The organism is Xylanibacter muris (assembly GCF_013166605.1).
Taxonomy (GTDB): domain Bacteria; phylum Bacteroidota; class Bacteroidia; order Bacteroidales; family Bacteroidaceae; genus Prevotella; species Prevotella muris.
Map to the genome: position 1 here is coordinate 46,519 of NZ_JABKKF010000005.1, position 17,500 is coordinate 64,018.

The following is a 17,500-nucleotide window of genomic DNA, read 5'->3' on the forward strand; positions in this document are numbered from 1 at the left end:
GCGGCTGCAATAAGGTCATATAGAGTATGAAGCTCAATCGGAATTAATAAAAAGATGTTGAGAGGAAAAAATTGAAATCTATTTACATATTTGAGTAGGTGTAAAATCCTCTTTCGATGAATGGCATGTTCATGCTCGATGAATGGCATGTTCATCGAAAGAGAATGGCCTGTTCTCGCCCAAAGAACAGGCCATTCATTTTCGGTATACTTTTTGATTGTGGTAAAGTACTGTATTCCAGTGTGTTATGATGTTTGTTTGAGATGATGGAACATGGATGGGTAAGTGCTGTGAATTATTTTTACATGTTGCGTGTTTTAATGCAATCACTTTTGGTATTTATTGCAGCTTGAGGACAAATATGCGGTATGTTTTGCTGCCGATGTCAGACTCGGTCCTGCTCTCAGTTGTATTTGATGATTACGGTTATATTCCCGTCGTGCAGGAATGTTGATCGGTGGTATGTTCTGAAGGTCAGCATATATATGCGGTTGTTGCGTTTGTTTTCCTCTGTAAGCAGCATCACAGTCTTGTCTTCGGAAACCGTTTCCGTGAGATTTCCTGTAGTCACAGTCTTGAAAGCATTGCGGAATTTTGGGATGTCGCGATCGGAAATACTCAGTTTCTTTACCACCTTTATGACTTTTCTTGTTTTCGGGTCGCGTTCCACGGCCGATGTGAATGTAGATGGGCCTGTGATGGAGTATTGTTCCACCATTTCGTCCAGTTTGTTCTGTCCGTATGTATGCAGGACACAGCAAAATGTGAGTACCAGTATGATAACGATCCTGTTGTTCATGTCGTTGTATTGTTTTTAATCAGTTGTTGAGAAGCTGTATTATTCTTTCCCGGTTGTATTTGTCGTGGATATTGTCGAGAATTTCCTGTTCGGCGGTGTTTATCACATTCTGTTCACCTGCCATCCGCTCTATGTGCTCTGCATCGTCAAGCGTTTGTTCTATTATGGGTTGTATATCTTTCAGGTTGTCTATACGTTTGCCGTTCTTTATCACATAGCTTCCACTGTATATGCTTGCGAGTTTTGTCTTGCCGTCGTCTTTTTCCAATCGGGCTATTCCTATGACAGTCAGTATCACCGCCGCTGCGGCTGCCACGGTGCGGAACAACATGCGGATGACGGTCGTGCGTGTTTGTTTGGATGTGTCGTGACAGTCCTCTGCCATGTTTCCGAAGCATACGAATATGTCGCGGTATTGCTCAAGGCCGGTGTCCACATTTCTGCCATTGAAATACCGGTAGAGTTGCCGTTCTTCGGTAAGCGAAGTGTTGCCGTCAAAGAATTTCTCTATAAGTTCTTTTGTTTTTTCGTGTTCGTATCCGCTGTTTTTGTTCATGGTGTGCCTCCTTTCCTGAATTTGTCTCTGACAGACTGTCTTGCCCTGCTGAGGTTTTTTCTCACGTTTGCCTCATTGGTATGCATGATGTCTGCAATCTCGTGTATGTCTATTCCCTGTATGTGTCTCATTCGCAGTATGAGTTGTTGCATTGTCGGCAGACTGTCCACAATATCCATCATCCTTCTTATGTGCTCTTGGGTGTCGGCCTCGGGTGAGGTGTCTGCCGTGTCACCGTCTGCCGTGCCGTATTGCAGCTTTTTACACCTCAGGCTGCTTATGCACATGTTTCGGGTGACGGTCATGGCAAGGTTGTCTGCCGGCACTTTCAGGTCGTTTCGGATGGTCCACAGTTTGAGCATGACATCCTGTACGGTGTCTTCGGCGGCATCGGCATCATTGAGATACCGTTGGGCCTGGGCTATGAGCCTCGGCCTTATTCTAACCATTTCTTTTTTATACTCTTCCGTGGTCATCTGTGTTCAGACGTAGTGTCTTGTGCTGAATTAAAACTTATTGAGTTCCTTTGTGTCTATTTTTGATTGTCCGTTGCCTTCAATTTTTGTCCTGTCGGCCGTACCGGTGATTTTCAGTGATGCGCTTCCGTTGTTGTGTGCGTTCAGAGTCGTACAGTCTGTGTTGACTGTAATGTTTCCGATACCATAGTTTTCAATGTCAGCCTCTTCGCCCTTGAAGTCTATTTTTCCTTTAAGGGTTCCGTTGTTGCCTATTTTCATCTTGGTGGCTTTGATATTGTTTTCGGTTGTCATTATGCCGGAATTGTCTATATCCACGTCATTGGCATTTGTTCGTCCGTTGAATATGCCGGAGCCGTTGTTCTCGTAGGATAATGTGAGGCATGTGATGTTTCCGTCTGTTATCTTGAATATTCCGGAGTTGTCAATCTTCACTGCGTCTGCATTGAGTTTGATGTCTGCAGACATACTCCCGTTGTTTTCCACTCCGATTTTTTTTGCCTCTATGGAAAGATTTGTCTTTTCCTGCCCGTTGTTTTCTATTCTTACGTTGTCTGCCTGTATGCTTGCCGTGAATTTATCTACTCCGCTGTTCTCGTAATCCAAAAGCTTGCAGACTACGGTTGTGGTTTTGATATTGCCCTGTCCGTTGTTATGTATCGAACAGTCGTTCGTTTTAATCTCATCGATGATGAGGTTTATGATGCCGTTGTTCTCTATATTCATCTTACTGTTGTCGAGCTTTCCCGCCTTGATGTCTGCAATACCGTTATTGTGTATCACAGACAGTTCGGGTGTGGAAATCTCGAGGTATGCCTTGTCGGAGTTCCGCCCTTTTTCTGTAGATATGTTAAGTGTGGATATATCGAGTATGCCGGACTTTACCTCCACCATGAGTCTTTTCAGGGTGGTCTCGTCCGCCGTTACTTTCACTGAGTATTCCTTTTCGTGTTTGAATACAATGTCTACGTTGCTGTTGTTACGGATGCCGTGGAAATTTTTCAGGCTGTATTCTATGGTTCGCTTGTTTGTTTTTGTCAAGGCCTTGGATGCTATTGCTTCCTTTATTTCCGGCACTACGTTTTTGTCAGAGCTTGAGGCGCATGAGGTCATGTTGAATGTCATTGCAGACAAGATGACTGTATAAACTGTTTTCATTATCATAATGTATTGTTTTTAGTTTTTGTTTATAATACGCAACAGATTGCTGTTTGTGACATCAATGGCGGTATTTTTTATTTTATTCTTCGGTGTATGATATTGTCTTACGATAGGGGATTTTTCATCCCGGAATGGCCTGTATTGTCAAATCAGAAGTTTTTATAAGGCTTTTCTTACTGTTACTGTTGTATAAGTCGGATAAATGTTTTATCTTTGCAGTAAGAAAAACAAAACAAATAAATGGCATATCAGAAAATAGACAAATTAGACAAGCATATTCTGCGGCTTATAGCCGAAGATGCGCGTATTCCTTTTCTGGAAGTGGCGAGAGCATGTAATGTTAGTGGTGCGGCCATCCATCAGCGTATTCAGAAATTGATAAACTTGGGTATTCTTAAGGGGTCGAAGTTTATTATCGATCCGGAAAAGATAGGCTATGAGACATGTGCCTATATAGGTCTTAATCTTAAGAATCCTGAAGAATTTGATTCGGTTGTGGAACGTCTGAAAGAAATTCCTGAAGTTGTTGAATGTCATTATACGACAGGCAATTTCGATATGTTCATCAAGATTTACGCGATGAACAACCACCATCTGCTCAACATCATTCATGACAGGCTCCAACCTTTAGGCTTGTCAAGCAGTGAGACTATTATTTCTTTCAATTCCGTAATCAACCGTCAGTTACCAGTGAAAAACATTCAGGTTAATGATTCTTCGGAAGAGGAACAAAGCACAGAGGAGTGATTTCCGTCTTGTTCAAATATGTCAGGGAGTTTTGCCTAAGGTGGAACTCCCTGACATGTTTTTTGTTTGAATCATGTCTTGGAACTGGCATCCCCCAAAGCAGGGGACATGGAAGAATAGTCTCCGACTTCCAAAAAAGAAGACGTCCCTCCGACTCCCCCAAAGGGGAGAGAAAGGAAATGTGGAAGCATTAGGCGTATATGCAAATTTCGTTTTGCCGCTTATTTCACATAATCAACAAATGCATATCTGTAGGCATGCTTCTCATCGGTGCCGTGTTCCTCACGATGTTCCTCTTTCCAGTTGCTGTATTCTGGAAAGAATGTATCGGCATTTTCCGGTATATCGTCGATTTCCGTAAGACATAGCCTGTCGGCAATGGCGATTGCCTGTGAATAAACGCTTGCTCCACCTATTATATATATATCCTCGTTGTCATCGCAGTGTCGTATTGCCTTTTCAAGAGAGTCGAAGCATTCGCAACCTGGCAGTTCGGTTGCCGTTTTTGTAAGAACAACGTTGCGTCTGTTCGGCAGAGCTCCATTGGGCAATGATAGAAACGTGTTGCGTCCCATGATTATGGTGTGTCCGGTTGTGAGGGCTTTGAAGCGTTTCAGGTCGTTTGGCAACCAATATATGAGTTTGTTGCCACGGCCGATGGCGCGGTTGCGTGCCACGGCCGCTATTATGTTTATTCTCATTTTGCTTGTTCTTTTTATTGTTTGCTGTTTGTTTCATGTCATACACTGACATCAGCCTTGATGTGTGGGCACGGGTCGTAGTTCTCGAGTTTGAAATCCTCATATTTGAAGTCGAAAATGCTTTTCACGTCAGGGTTGATAACCATTGTGGGTAGCTTTCGTGGAGTACGTGTGAGTTGGAGTCTTGCCTGTTCTATATGATTGAGATATAGGTGGGTGTCGCCTGTAGTGTGGATGAACTCACCTGGCTTCAGGCCTGTCACCTGTGCCATCATCTGTAGAAGCAGCGCGTATGAGGCGATGTTGAACGGCACTCCGAGGAAAGTGTCTGCCGAACGTTGGTAGAGCTGGAGGCTCAAACGTCCTTCGGCCACATAGAATTGGAACAGGGTGTGGCACGGAGGAAGTGCCATATTGTTTACTTCCGCCACATTCCATGCGCTGACAATCATGCGGCGCGAGTCTGGGTTGTGCCTGATCTGGTCGACAACACCGGAAATCTGGTCGACAGAGCCTCCGCTGTAGTCCGGCCATGACCTCCACTGGTGTCCGTATACCGGTCCGAGATCTCCGTTCTCGTCTGCCCATTCGTTCCATATCCTCACACCGTTTTCCTGAAGGTATTTCACGTTGGTGTCACCGTTGAGAAACCATAGCAGTTCATGGATGATTGATTTCAGATGCAGTTTCTTTGTTGTAAGCAGAGGGAAGCCCTCCGACAGGTCATACCTTGTCTGATATCCGAACACGCTTACGGTTCCGGTTCCTGTTCGGTCGCATTTTTTCGTGCCATTCTCAAGTATATGGCTCAGAAGATTTAAATACTGTATCATTTGTTTCAGAATTGTTTTGCTGTTTTATAGTGGTGAGACATCGTTATCTGGGATACGGGCCGACTTTATCTTCCATTCCTGCGGATAGAGATTGTTGGCGCGGTTGCCGATGTTTTTTGAGAAGCCGAGCGGTGTGCCGTGGTATGTCATGACGACAAATCCCTGCGGTGTGTCCTCCGGCAGCGACAGTGCCTCTTTGCGCAGATACCTCAGTGCGTCACTGTAGCTGAGTTCCACGGAGGGGAAAGCGGCAGTGTTGAATTCCGTTGACAGCGCGAGGCCTTGTGCAGGAATGATATCCTTTCCCTTTATGGTTCCAAGCGTGACTCCGGCATGTATCACTTTAAGTTTTTCTGAGGCCGTGGCATAAATGCCGGCCATGGGTTTGGGTATAGCCGTGAGTGTGTTTCCTGATTGTGCGATATTGAAGTTGTCGGGAGCGGTGAGCCACGATGTTGCGAGCTGTGCGCTCTTTATGCCGTTGTTTCTCTCTTTTTTCTCTTTCTTGTTTTTCTTTTTGCCTATACTCGTTGCGGTTTCTTTTTGACCGTTTTTTCTAAGCGCGGCCATGAACAGTCCCTCGCCCTTTGTCACTCCCGGAAGGAACCGGTATACAGGTTTCTGAAAACCCTTGAGCAGCGAACCGGTGATGCCCCATTGCTCTTCGATGGCGACAGGCAGGATTTCAGCTCCAAGCTCCTCGGAAATCCATTTCACATTCTCCTCGTTTTCTTTCGCGTTGAATGTGCATGTAGAGTAGACGAGAAGTCCTCCTTCACTTAAGCATTTCCATGCTTGGGCAACGATTTCGCGCTGTAGATTGCGGCAGTTTTCCACGTTTTGCGTGCTCCATTCTCTCACAGCGTCTTCGTCTTTTCGAAACATGCCTTCTCCGGAGCACGGTACATCGCATAGTATGACATCGAATACCATTCCCGACTTTGCGAAGTCTTTCGGATAGTTGTTGGTGACTATGGTTCCGGGATTTCCCCATTTCTGGATGTTTTCCGCGAGAATCTGTGAGCGTTGCCTCACAGGCTCGTTTGCTATGAGCGTGCTGCCTTCAGGCAATGCGCCCATGGCCGTTGTTGACTTTCCTCCAGGTGCGGCGCACATGTCGAGCATGATCACGGGAGAGCTGATATATGATTTCAGTATATGATGCAGGAACATTGACGAGGCCTCCTGAACGTAATAATGGCCTGCGTGAAACAATGGGTCAAACGTGAACGCGGGGCGTTTGTCGAGGTACATCCCGTATTCACACCATGGTATGGCTTGTCGCGATGTGTCCTCATCGTGTATATGATGCTTCATGCCGTTTATCCTTATGCTTGCCGGCGGCTCCTCATCGGTAAGTCCGTGGAGTAACTTACCGAAAAGTCCGTCGCCTATAAGAGCCTTGGTGTAGCTTGTGAAACTCTCGGGTAGGTTCATTGTATGTTTAAGTTTGGAGAAACATATTCTATTTGTAAGTGAATACGGTTTCGGCATTGCTGCCGGCGTATTTGCGCAGGAGCCTGCAGATGTATTCTGCGTTTGTCCTGACGTTTTCTTCATTGCCGTCGTATCCGTTGACAAGAATAAGAATGTGGGTGGTGCCGATAGTGATTTTAGTACGCTCGTTGTCGCTTGTGGGGGTGCCCACGCCACCGATATTGTCGCGGTATACGGGCAGTCCTGCAATGTTGAGCATGCCGCGTCCGATGCCCTCGTAAGGTTCTCCCTCCCGCCCGATGCCAAGTGTCAGGGTGTTGCCGGAAAACTTGTCTGCGTCAAATCCTCCGATGCTGTATCCGTAGGCCATGCTTGCAAGATTAATAAGGTCCACAAGAGTGTCAATCTGATAAAGATCCTTTCCCTGGAGCATACGTCTTATAAGAGCCTCGGCTGACGGACGGTAGCGGCTGGGATCCTTTCCGCATGCCTTATATACACGCCGTGTGGCATCGATGCCGGATATATGTTTCACTGTTTCGGTGGTGAGCTTATTTCTGAAGTCGTTGCCAAGGGTGTTAATCTCTTTCCACAACTCTGCATTGTAAGGCGTATTGACAACGTTTGCCTCAATGGCTGCGCCTACAAATTCGGGGCATACGGCTTCTATTTCTTTGGATACGATGATGTTCATGATAATACTGATGCAATGGTATGCATGATAAAAGTTTGCTTATTCTGCGGAGATAAGCTCGTTGAATTCCTGTTCGCTGACAATTCTCACTCCGAGCTTTTCTGCTTTCTGTAGTTTTGCAGGTCCCATGTTGTCACCGGCAAGTATGAATGACGTCTTTGAGCTTATAGAACCGACGTTCTTGCCTCCGTGCTGTTCAATAAGGGCCTTGTATTCATCGCGGCTGTGATGCCGGAACACTCCGCTGATTACTATCGACATGCCAGCCAGCCTGTCTGTGGCGGACGCGAGTTGTGCCTCGTCAAGCTGCATCTGCAGACCGTAGCCTTTCAGGCGGTGCAGAAGCTCCTTGTTCTTCTCGTCATTGAAAAACCTTATGACACTTTGAGCTATCACCTCTCCGATGCCATCGACTTCCATAAGGTCTTTTATGCCTGCGTTTGCCAGGGCTTCCATTGTCTTAAACTTCCTTGCGAGAAGTTTTGCCGATGTCTCGCCGACAAACCTTATGCCGAGGGCGAACACCACACGCTCGAACGGCACGGCTTTTGACGCTTCTATGCCCTGCACAATCTTTCTCGCGGATTTGTCTCTGCTTCCGTCACCGTTGATGTCCTGCGGTTTTATATCGTACAGGTCTGCAATGTCTTTTATCAGACCATGGCGGAAATACTCGTCAACGGTTTCCGGTCCGAGGCTGTCGATATTCATTGCCTTGCGCGATATGAAATGTTCTATTTTCCCCTTTATTTGCGGAGGACAACCAGTGTCGTTAGGGCAGTAGTATGCCGCTTCCCCTTCGTATCTGATAAGTCTCGTTCCGCATTCGGGGCAGTGGGTGATGAATCTCACAGGCGATGTGCCGGACTGTCGGCTACCGGTGTCTACACCTACGATTTTCGGTATTATCTCACCGCCTTTTTCCACGTACACGTAATCGTTTTCATGAAGATCGAGACTACGTATGAAATCCTCGTTGTTAAGTGTGGCGCGTCTGACCGTGGTTCCGGCAAGCAGCACAGGCTCCATGTTTGCCACAGGAGTGACCGCTCCGGTGCGTCCCACCTGGAATGTGACCTCGTTGAGTTGTGTGCGTTCTCGTTCGGCCTTGAATTTGTAGGCGATGGCCCACCTCGGGCTCTTTGCCGTATATCCGAGGCTGCGCTGCTGGCGCAGTGAGTTTACTTTCAGTACGATGCCGTCTGTGGCCACGGGAAGATTTCTGCGTTCCGTGTTCCAGTAGGTTATAAAATCGAAAATCTCCTCAAGGCTCTTCGCTTTGCGCATGCCCTGGCTCACCTTGAATCCCCATCGCGAAGCCTCCATGATATTTTCATAATGTCCGTCGGTGAGGATATTTTCTCCGAGAAGATAATACAGATATGCGTCAAGGCGCCTGCTGGCCACAAGAGCCGAACTCTGGCTCTTTAGTGTTCCGCTGGCAGCATTGCGCGGGTTGGCAAACAGAGGCTCTTCGGCTGCCTCACGTTCACGGTTGAGCTGTTCGAAGACGTTCCACGGCATTAGAATTTCACCGCGTATCTCAAACTCGCGCGGCCAGCCTGTTCCCGAGAGTACGAGCGGTATGCTGCGTATGGTCTTCACGTTGTCGGTCACATCGTCGCCTTGTACACCGTCACCGCGGGTAACGGCTTGTGCAAGTCTGCCTTCGGTGTAGGTCAGGCTGATTGACAGTCCGTCGTATTTCATTTCACAGCACACTTCAAAGTTTTCGCCCTCAAGTGCGCGTCTGACGCTCTCATACCATTCACCGACTTCCTGTTCGCTATAGGTGTTTGAAAGGCTGAGCATAGGGTATTTGTGGGCCACTTGTCTGAACTCCCTGCTGATGTCGCTGCCCACACGTTGGGTGGGGGAGTTCGGGTCGGCCATTTCGGGATGTCTGGCTTCAAGTTCCTGCAGCTCGTGCATCATCATGTCGAACTCCATGTCGCTGATGACGGGCATGTTCTGTACATAATATTTGTAGTTATGCTCGTGCAGCTCTTTTCTCAACTGTTCAATCCTGTCTTTCTCGTTCATATCGTGTATTCGGTATTGTCTTTATGGAATGTTGACGTGTTGCCTTTTATTATGATGTATAGGCATCAATTATTTTAACGTTTGTTTTATATGATTCTCATCCGTCTTTTACCTATGAAGGTGATAAGCCATGATGTCAATGTTTTTAGGGTGTAAAGTTACTGTGATTTTTTTAAAAGCCGTTGACTGTGGTTGCGTATTTGTCGTTTTTTTGTTGATTATTAGCAAAAATCAAGACACATATCGCCTTAATGCCATTAAAATATTTGGAATAAAAGATAAAATTCTTACCTTTGTACCGTTTTCTCCAAACAGAAGCCCGCAAGGCGGAAGGGATGGGAACGATAAAATATACGAATAAGGCGTTTACTGAACGCTTTGGTTTTGACAATGTAAGAATCTCGCAAGTTCAAAATGTTCGTCAAAGACAAAGCAACGGGGAACGCCCCTTAGGATGTTTTATAATAATCCTTACTATATCCTATTGTCAAAAAATAATATGGGGCAGTAAGGGTTCATATATACATCGGTGTGGGGCTTTCGCGTTGCTCGTTTCGACGAACAGGGCAATGCGAGAGCCTTTACATTGTGGAACGGGCAACAGATAGGCTCCACGCTTTTTTGTATAGGCATACTTTAAGATTAATCATGGCAGCAAGGAGCCGGCTGGCATAAATATTTTATTTACAGTATTAAAATTACGGCAATGGAAAGAATTTATCGTATTGTTATTGTGACTTTTATTGTCATGATGTCATGTGGCATGTTTGCTCAAAATCGTACTACGGCAATCCTTCAGCGTGGTGAAGCCCCTAAAGTTTTTTATGGTAGCAATGCCTTTGTTGAAGCTTTCGCACAAGCTCAGGCAGGTGATGTAATATCTCTTTCAAATGGCACTTTTAATGTTCCGGAGAAAATAAATATACCTGTAAGGATTCAGGGGGCAGGTACTTTGACCTTGTTTGCTGCTGCACCAGTTATTGAGTTGCCGGATGAAACGTCAGGACTTTGGATGGAAGGTATTAAAATGCCTGGTATGACTATGGATGGTGTTATTAATGGTGCAACAATTCAAAGCTGCTATTTTACAGGAGATTTAAATGTCAATTCTTCCGGAAATAGCTGTTTGTTTAATAAATGTAGAATGGAACAATTCTTGTTTTTACCAGGAAATCTTGATGGCTTGATATTCTCTAACTGTATTATTAATGGTGGAATCTGTGGTGATAGAAATACAGAGCATGCACCTTTTTTCAAAAAATCAGTAATGAATAGATTCGTATATGAAGAATGGAATAAAAGTAGAAATAGATATTTATATTATATATCATCAGGAATGTTAGAAAGTTGCATTGTAAGAGGAGGTATTTCTTCTGAACCTCAATTCTCATTTTTCAATGTTGTTTATTGGGACGGAGTTCCGTCATCTGATGCAATTTATGAAAACCTTATTAAACTTAGTCAATCAGATTTTAATGCCCTTTTCAAACAAGACACTCTTTATGAACTGACCGATGAAGCTGCTGCTAAGTATATAGATACAGACGGCACTCAAATAGGAGCTTATGGCGGACTCTCACCATTTACTCTTGTACCGGCAATTCCGCGTATTTCTTATGGCGGTGTTTCCTCGACAACAAACGCAGAGGGCAAGCTTCCTGTAACTATTAACGTAGAAGTCGTAAACAAATGAGACGTTTTTTATCTTTTTGTTTTCTGTATTTGTTGACGTTGACCGTAGCAGGACAGACAGCACCATCATATCAATATTGGATAGACACTATTGACGACATGCATCAAGGTGTATTGTCCGGTGATGTGTTCAAAAGCGATATCGATTTTTCTTCATATAAAAATGGGGCACACGTTCTTACGTTCCGTGTTGATGACGGAAAGGGAAATTGGTCCGCTCCGCGCTCGTGGATAGTTTATAAGTCACAGGTTGGAGAATCGGCAACGGTCAATAACATAGAGTATTGGATAGATGACATATCCAAACGGACTACAGCTGCGGTTGCGGATGGACTCTTTGCTGCTGAAATAGATGTTGCAGGCATTTCAGACGGTTTCCATACACTTACTTATAGAGTTGTAGACAATGTTGGAAGACGCTCTGCTCCTCAGTCGTCTATAATTATGAAATGTCCACCTTTTTCGGAAAAGTTCATAACAGCTTATCAATATTGGTTCAACGGTTCAGATAGAATAAATACTGTAAAGTTGGATAATCCAAAAAATCCGTATGAACTTACAACCGTTATACCATTTATAGGAGTAGAGCAACCGGCAAAAGATGAGGTGTATATAGGCACCACTCAGGAAGGCGCATCAAGATTGCTATATCTTAATCGTCTGTATACGCGTTTCTGTGATACCAGTGGCTCGTGGAGTACAGTGCGGATTGATACCTTTGGCATTGACATAGACAAAGGTGTGGTTAATCTCGCATCACTTATTACTAATCCTGATGCAACTGAAGACCGTATAGGTTGGAATGTTGAAGGAACAGTAGGGAACTTGATTCAGAAAACCGAGCATTACAGTGGAACGGACATTCCGTATTTCAGTCTTGGAAACATTACCCGTAACTGGTGGAACGCTTCAATGAGTCAGACTATAGAAGGTCTTCCTGCCGGTTCGTATATTGTGTCAGTGTCTGCTCGTGGTGCATCTGGTGTGGATATGAAACTCTATGCAAATGATGAATATGTAGAGTTGCCGGCTATAGGTGCGGAGGGAGGCGAAATATGGCAGGATGCACCGCAGGATAGTCCGGAAAAGCTGTGTAATGACAGTAAAGGCAGAGGATGGAGCCGTCGTTCGGTTCTTGTGTCGACAGATGGCGGTCCACTTACGATAAAGGCTGTAGCCGTGGCGGAACGTGACGGTATGTGGGCTGATTTTGTCGATTTCGGACTGAAGACAAACGGGGCTGCTTCTCTAAAGGTTGCGTATTCCGATAGTGTTAATCCAGACTCATATAAGAATATGAAATTGGTGTTGAAGTCAGAACACAGCCGTATGCAACTTATAACGACTTCCGCGCGTGAGTATAGTTTCGCTGGACTCTCCGCTACCGAAACTTATAGCCTTGTTCTTGAAAATGCTTATGGACAGCAATTGTGGTGCTGTAAGAACTTTACTCCCGAATCTTGCGATTATAGCCTTACAATGGATAATGTCAGCATGTTGCGTGATGTCACACTTAATGTTATGACGCCTGATGGTTTGGATGTTTCCGAGTCTGTTGATGTTGTATGGCACAATGCGTTAGGAGAATACATAGGTGAGGGTATTACAATAGGCGGTATGGCAGACGGGAATGAAATAGTTTGTGATGTGGCGCTTGGCGATTCTCTGGGAGTAATCTATTCCGAACCGGAATCTATGTGTATACAGGTGTCGGAAAAGTCTGCCAACACGAAATCAATCCTTTCATATTTGCCGTCTGGCACATTGACCGGTAAGGTGTATGCAGGTAAGTGGCCGGCAGCTAACGCAACTGTTTCCGTATCACAAAATATTAATGGCCGTTATGTGCTTACTTCACGTGTCAAAACGGATGAAGATGGCTGTTTTATGCTTCAGTTGCCGATTGACAGTTGTAGAGTGAGTATTGCAATGTCTGGATATTTTGTTAAGAATTTGATTGTTCCGTCTCCAGGTGAACTTGACAAAATAGAATTAGAACCGATACATGGTGATATTGTGTCGCTTCGTTTAAGGAAATTGTCAAGAACTTTTTCGCAAATTCCTGCTGATACAGTAGAATGGATAGGAGGAACGAGGAATATCGTGTTTTCCTTGCGTAACATTACGCAAGGTATTGATTCTATGGATTTTGTTGTACAGGGTAATTCACTTATTGTGAATGAAGGGCTGACTCCCGGTGACCGTATAGAAATATCTGCGCGTAGTCTGAAAGACGAATTTACATCTGTATCATGTACAACGGTAGTTACAGAGGACGGCAGTGCGGATGCCTTATTGACATTTGTTGAACACGGTGGAATATCACTTACGATAGCCGGAAGTGGCAATCAGGAAACTCGAGCCATACTTTTTGACGCATCAGGTCGTTATGTGGATAATCAGGTACTTTCATTTACCGGTAATGTGGAGTTTGCTCCACTTAAAAGTGGAAATTATTCACTTGTAGTAATGGGGCATAGTGATTTGCTGGGCAATGTATCATCTATATCCACTATTGATGATGCTGCGCTTTCCATAGATGAGGATTATCTTTATGTTGATGTAAGTGTTAAAGACGGGTGTATAGAGCCGGTTTCCCTCGGTGTGGTACCGAAGTTGAATGAGGCACCATTTTATTTTACTTCTGAGAATGCTTCGTTTTCTGTTAACAAGGCTCATACCGTTGCCGGTAGCTTTGTTACCTATACGGCTAAAATAGAGTTTAAAGAAATCCATGTTAATGATGTGTCGGATGTGTCTCTTGTGATAGACATACCTGAAGGATGCAGTTATGTGCCTGGTTCGGCAATTGTTGGTTCGGCATCTGCTGTTACATCAGAGTATGACGGTAAGTTAATCATTCATCTTGATGATAGCAATTATCGTGATCGCATCCGTTTCTGTCTTGTGGCTCTTCAAGGTGGCAGATATCTTACTCACGCTACGTTAAACTTTGATTGTGATGGTAGGAAGAGCCAGCCTCTCGGACGACTTGAGGTTATTGCGGATGATATGGGTATTAATGTTCCTTCTATTACCAATGTTCCGGAAATAACAGTTAGTGGCATGTGTCAGCCAAATGCGTCAGTGTATGTTTATGACGGTAATGTGGAAATTGCATCAGTACGTGCCAAGTATGATGGTTCATGGAGTCATGTGTGTAGAATTAACCACCCGTATAACATGTCGGTTCATAATATACATGCAGAGATAGAGACAGGGTTTGGAGCATTGCTTACTACGGTCACGGAAAAAGTTGAATACAACATCAATGCTAACCGTGTGCAGAGTGTGACAATGATAAATACTGCCCATGGTCCTCTTTCATTGAAACCAAAAGAGTATGTGACGAAGTTTGACTTTATTAGTCCGTCTCAAGAAGAGAAAGTATATTGGTTTTGGCCAAAATACCCGACATTCACATTCATTGTGGATTTTCTTGAGAACAATCCAAACAGGGTTGAAAATGTTTATGTAAAAGTACATACTTCTTCTGGTGATACCAAGGTGCTGAAAGCTGAATATTCCGAAAGAAAGAACAGATGGATAGCTACAGGGGATTTTAATTCTTTCAGTATGCCAAGAAACGTAAGCGTGGCGTATGATAAGAAGAATGAAATAAGTCTTTATGATCAACGAGAAGGTGAGGATATGATATTATCTGCAGATGACTATTTTGCGGGAAAAATAGCCGAAGAAAAAGAATTATCGACAATAATGGTGGATATTGATAAATGGTTTGAAAGTGCAGATAAAGATATTGAGGGCTTAAAATCTATTTTGAGAAAATATAATATCTATGATGAAAGTTCTTCAATGGATGTAGAACTTCCTGATGATATTGCAGTTATGATTGATGATTTTTTTACATCAAAAGCTGACGTGATGAATGGATATACAAAATTAGATAGTATAGTATCCATATATACACCGATTATATCGGAAATGTCGGAGTTATCAGAAAACTATTATCAAATAAAGAAATATGGTGGAATTCTTGATTTGGGCAATGGTGTTTATTATGAAGTTGATAAAAATAGAACTTATTCTTTTGAAGAGTTGAAGAACGACGGATATGAGTCAATCAATACTGTGTCAGGAGAATTGAACTTTATAAAATATGGTAATGGGTATAATACTTTGTATAGCCAAGACGAAGAAACTTTGCATAAAGTTTTTTGGACACCATCTGATTCATATATTGATAATTCAGATTTTGAAGTACAAATGAATTTTGTAAAATCAAAAATTAATGAATTGGAAAATATGTGTGTTATGATACAAAATGAAAATCAAGATGCACTTTGTCAATATCAACAAGAGATAGAATTAAAAGAGAATGTAGAAAAATCGTTGTGGAGACAACTCTTTGATAATTATGAAACTTTCGAAGATAATACAGGTTGGTGGAGAGAAACAACGAAGCAACTGATAAAAGAAAAATGGAATAATGTTTATTATAGAAAGACAATTTATAACATAGAGTTAGGAGAACTTGTCAATAAGAGTTGGTCTATTTATAATGATGTGAATGAGCGTTTTTCTGCATTTTCGGATTATGATAATTATTATAATAAATATAAAGATTGTTTTTCTCCAGAAGAGCAGTTCTTAGTAAAGACAGAAATAATGGGTGCTAAAGCTTTAGAAGTATCTCTTGTCGCATTAAAAACAGCAGGGATCGATAAATTAGAAAGATTTCTTAAGGGAGGAAATGGTGTTGCGCGGTATTTTAGTGCTGCTTTTAAAGAATATGGGATAGGCTATATTACAGCTCTGATAGATAAGGCAAGTAACGGACTTATTCGTAAAACTCATGACGTTGCTTTAGGGCTTCTTCAAGATATTGCACAAGGGTGTGAACCCAAAGAGCCGGAGGAACCTTCAAACGAAGAACATTCCTGTGATAATAATTCGATGGACGTTCAAGATCCTTCGGGATATGTATATGAGGCAGTGACCTCTAACCGCCTTTCGGGTGTTACTGCTACTGTTTTTGAGTTGCAGAAAGAGGCGGATATTTACGGTGATGTTTCAGAAAAGGCTGTAGCATGGGATGCGGAAAGATATTCGCAACGTAATCCGCTGATTACAGACGAGATGGGTATGTATGCTTGGGATGTTCCTCAAGGTCAATGGCAGGTTAGGTTTTCTAAACCAGGCTATGAGCCTGTTGCTACGGAATGGTTGCCGGTGCCTCCGCCTCAGTTGGATATTAATGTCGGTATGCATCAGGCTGTTAACCCGCATGTAGAAAAGGTGGTTGGTTATGAAACCGGAATAACAGTCACATTCGATAAGTATATGAAGCCGGAAACCTTTGTCGATAATTCATTCACCGTAAAGCGTGCGGATGAGGATGTCAAGGGAACTTATGAGTTTGTGAATCTTGAATTGGCTCCAGGTACGGATAAACAGTTGGCTTCAAAGATAAAGTTCGTGCCGGAAAAACCGTTTTCTGTAGGTGAGACAGTCACTGTAAATGTTGCAGCCGGTGCTCTTAGTTATGCAGATATGCCACTTTTGGATAATTTTACAACAACAGTAGTTATTCAATCTGAAATCAGTACAATTCTTACAGACTCTCTCATAACCGTACCTTTAGGTTCAAATGGCAATTTGGATATTACAGTCCTACCTGCTGTTGCCGCTGCCGGACGAATGTTGACTGTTACAAATGGTTCTCCTTCAATAGCAACAATAAGTGATGAACGTATTGTGCTTGACAGCAAAGGCCATGCTTCCATAGGTATAAAAGGTGACTTGCCGGGTACAGCACGACTGATGCTTGCCGTAGATGGTTGTGAAATTCTTACTGAGGTTGCTGCAAGGGTAGAGTGGGTCGTTGATAAAGTAGGCAGGCCTGTTGCCTCTATAATTAGCGGCAGTCATGTAAACATTGGTACTCCATTAGCACTTAAGTGTTCTACGGAAGGAGCATCTATATACTATACGATTGATGGAAGTTCTCCGGCCGATTCAAATAACAAAAGCCGTAAACTCTATACTACGCCTATTATTATTGACCGTGATATGACTCTTAAGGCAATAGCGGAGAAAGATGATGTAGCAAGTAGTGATGTTGTAGAGTTTATTTATTACATTGGTCCAATGGGAATATCCGGTGTGGTAGGCAAGAGCCCTAATGTCATGACTGATAATGGTGATATTCTTGTATTACAGTGTAATGGATGCTCATGTGATGTTTATGATATGTCCGGTATAAAGGTTTGGGCAGGAAAATCCCTTATGGGAGATGTTCGTATTTCTCTTTCCGGGGGACCGTTATTTATAGTCCGTGTTCAAAATCCGGATGGTAGTGTAACTGTAAATACTGTAGGTATTTGATTATTTAATAAAA

At 43.5% G+C, this 17,500-nt stretch carries 13 protein-coding genes; 4 read left to right on the plus strand and 9 right to left on the minus strand.

Annotated features, from left to right (window positions below):
- Positions 1 to 403: 403 nt before the first annotated feature.
- From HPS56_RS06520 to HPS56_RS06535, 4 genes are read right to left on the minus strand one after another with little or no spacing between them, the layout of a single operon-like run.
- Entirely contained in the window at positions 404 to 799 is a 396-nt protein-coding gene (locus tag HPS56_RS06520) for a DUF5024 domain-containing protein (RefSeq protein WP_172275366.1), read from the minus strand.
- Between the two features lie 19 nt (positions 800 to 818).
- The gene (locus HPS56_RS06525; protein WP_172275367.1) at positions 819 to 1,355 is read right to left on the minus strand and encodes a PG0215 family putative anti-sigma factor; all 537 of its coding nucleotides are present in this window, start codon (positions 1,353 to 1,355) and stop codon (positions 819 to 821) included.
- Positions 1,352 to 1,831: a GFO_1088 family ECF-type sigma factor gene (locus tag HPS56_RS06530; protein ID WP_501981704.1), complete on the minus strand. Its 480-nt coding sequence runs from the start codon at positions 1,829 to 1,831 to the stop codon at positions 1,352 to 1,354. Before HPS56_RS06530 ends, HPS56_RS06525 begins: the two co-directional genes overlap by 4 nt.
- A 30-nt stretch (positions 1,832 to 1,861) precedes the next feature.
- Positions 1,862 to 2,989 carry a GIN domain-containing protein gene (locus HPS56_RS06535; RefSeq protein WP_172275369.1) on the minus strand — a complete coding sequence of 376 codons (1,128 nt, stop codon included), beginning with the start codon at positions 2,987 to 2,989 and terminating at the stop codon, positions 1,862 to 1,864.
- Positions 2,990 to 3,232: 243 nt separating this feature from the next.
- Here HPS56_RS06535 and HPS56_RS06540 point away from each other — a divergent pair, with 243 nt between their 5' ends.
- A complete protein-coding gene (locus HPS56_RS06540) occupies positions 3,233 to 3,739 on the plus strand; it encodes an Lrp/AsnC family transcriptional regulator (protein WP_172275370.1) in 507 nt (168 codons plus the stop codon).
- Positions 3,740 to 3,960: 221 nt separating this feature from the next.
- Here the strand turns inward: HPS56_RS06540 and HPS56_RS06545 are convergent, their stop codons facing one another.
- Genes HPS56_RS06545 through ligA form a run of 5 tightly spaced genes read right to left on the minus strand, consistent with a single transcriptional unit; the run spans position 3,961 to position 9,447 of the window.
- Entirely contained in the window at positions 3,961 to 4,440 is a 480-nt protein-coding gene (locus HPS56_RS06545) for a dihydrofolate reductase (RefSeq protein ID WP_172275371.1), read from the minus strand.
- A 38-nt stretch (positions 4,441 to 4,478) separates the two neighbouring features.
- On the minus strand, positions 4,479 to 5,273 hold the full coding sequence (locus HPS56_RS06550; RefSeq protein WP_172275372.1) for a thymidylate synthase: 795 nt from the start codon (positions 5,271 to 5,273) through the stop codon (positions 4,479 to 4,481).
- A gap of 24 nt (positions 5,274 to 5,297) precedes the next feature.
- Complete coding sequence (locus tag HPS56_RS06555) at positions 5,298 to 6,710, minus strand: methyltransferase RsmF C-terminal domain-like protein (protein ID WP_172275373.1); 1,413 nt, start codon at positions 6,708 to 6,710, stop codon at positions 5,298 to 5,300.
- A gap of 28 nt (positions 6,711 to 6,738) precedes the next feature.
- Positions 6,739 to 7,404, minus strand: coding sequence for a B3/B4 domain-containing protein (locus tag HPS56_RS06560; RefSeq protein ID WP_172275374.1), 666 nt, complete (start codon positions 7,402 to 7,404; stop codon positions 6,739 to 6,741).
- Between the two features lie 39 nt (positions 7,405 to 7,443).
- Positions 7,444 to 9,447 carry an NAD-dependent DNA ligase LigA gene (gene ligA, locus HPS56_RS06565; protein WP_172275375.1) on the minus strand — a complete coding sequence of 668 codons (2,004 nt, stop codon included), beginning with the start codon at positions 9,445 to 9,447 and terminating at the stop codon, positions 7,444 to 7,446.
- Between the two features lie 130 nt (positions 9,448 to 9,577).
- Here ligA and HPS56_RS06570 point away from each other — a divergent pair, with 130 nt between their 5' ends.
- The 3 genes from HPS56_RS06570 (at position 9,578) to HPS56_RS06580 (ending at position 17,487) form a co-directional block, all read left to right on the plus strand.
- Complete coding sequence (locus HPS56_RS06570) at positions 9,578 to 9,808, plus strand: hypothetical protein (protein ID WP_172275376.1); 231 nt, start codon at positions 9,578 to 9,580, stop codon at positions 9,806 to 9,808.
- 345 nt (positions 9,809 to 10,153) lie between these two features.
- Entirely contained in the window at positions 10,154 to 11,140 is a 987-nt protein-coding gene (locus HPS56_RS06575) for a hypothetical protein (protein ID WP_172275377.1), read from the plus strand.
- Positions 11,137 to 17,487, plus strand: coding sequence for a chitobiase/beta-hexosaminidase C-terminal domain-containing protein (locus tag HPS56_RS06580; RefSeq protein ID WP_172275378.1), 6,351 nt, complete (start codon positions 11,137 to 11,139; stop codon positions 17,485 to 17,487). Before HPS56_RS06575 ends, HPS56_RS06580 begins: the two co-directional genes overlap by 4 nt.
- Positions 17,488 to 17,500: the final 13 nt, after the last annotated feature.

What these genes read in the sequence shown, in the direction of transcription:
- HPS56_RS06520 (WP_172275366.1), bottom strand. Translation starts at nt 799, where the DNA reads ATGAACAACAGGATCGTTATCATACTGGTACTCACATTTTGCTGTGTC.
- HPS56_RS06525 (WP_172275367.1), bottom strand. Translation starts at nt 1,355, where the DNA reads ATGAACAAAAACAGCGGATACGAACACGAAAAAACAAAAGAACTTATA.
- HPS56_RS06530 (WP_501981704.1), bottom strand. Translation starts at nt 1,831, where the DNA reads ATGACCACGGAAGAGTATAAAAAAGAAATGGTTAGAATAAGGCCGAGG.
- HPS56_RS06535 (WP_172275369.1), bottom strand. Translation starts at nt 2,989, where the DNA reads ATGAAAACAGTTTATACAGTCATCTTGTCTGCAATGACATTCAACATG.
- HPS56_RS06540 (WP_172275370.1), top strand. Translation starts at nt 3,233, where the DNA reads ATGGCATATCAGAAAATAGACAAATTAGACAAGCATATTCTGCGGCTT.
- HPS56_RS06545 (WP_172275371.1), bottom strand. Translation starts at nt 4,440, where the DNA reads ATGAGAATAAACATAATAGCGGCCGTGGCACGCAACCGCGCCATCGGC.
- HPS56_RS06550 (WP_172275372.1), bottom strand. Translation starts at nt 5,273, where the DNA reads ATGATACAGTATTTAAATCTTCTGAGCCATATACTTGAGAATGGCACG.
- HPS56_RS06555 (WP_172275373.1), bottom strand. Translation starts at nt 6,710, where the DNA reads ATGAACCTACCCGAGAGTTTCACAAGCTACACCAAGGCTCTTATAGGC.
- HPS56_RS06560 (WP_172275374.1), bottom strand. Translation starts at nt 7,404, where the DNA reads ATGAACATCATCGTATCCAAAGAAATAGAAGCCGTATGCCCCGAATTT.
- ligA (WP_172275375.1), bottom strand. Translation starts at nt 9,447, where the DNA reads ATGAACGAGAAAGACAGGATTGAACAGTTGAGAAAAGAGCTGCACGAG.
- HPS56_RS06570 (WP_172275376.1), top strand. Translation starts at nt 9,578, where the DNA reads ATGATGTCAATGTTTTTAGGGTGTAAAGTTACTGTGATTTTTTTAAAA.
- HPS56_RS06575 (WP_172275377.1), top strand. Translation starts at nt 10,154, where the DNA reads ATGGAAAGAATTTATCGTATTGTTATTGTGACTTTTATTGTCATGATG.
- HPS56_RS06580 (WP_172275378.1), top strand. Translation starts at nt 11,137, where the DNA reads ATGAGACGTTTTTTATCTTTTTGTTTTCTGTATTTGTTGACGTTGACC.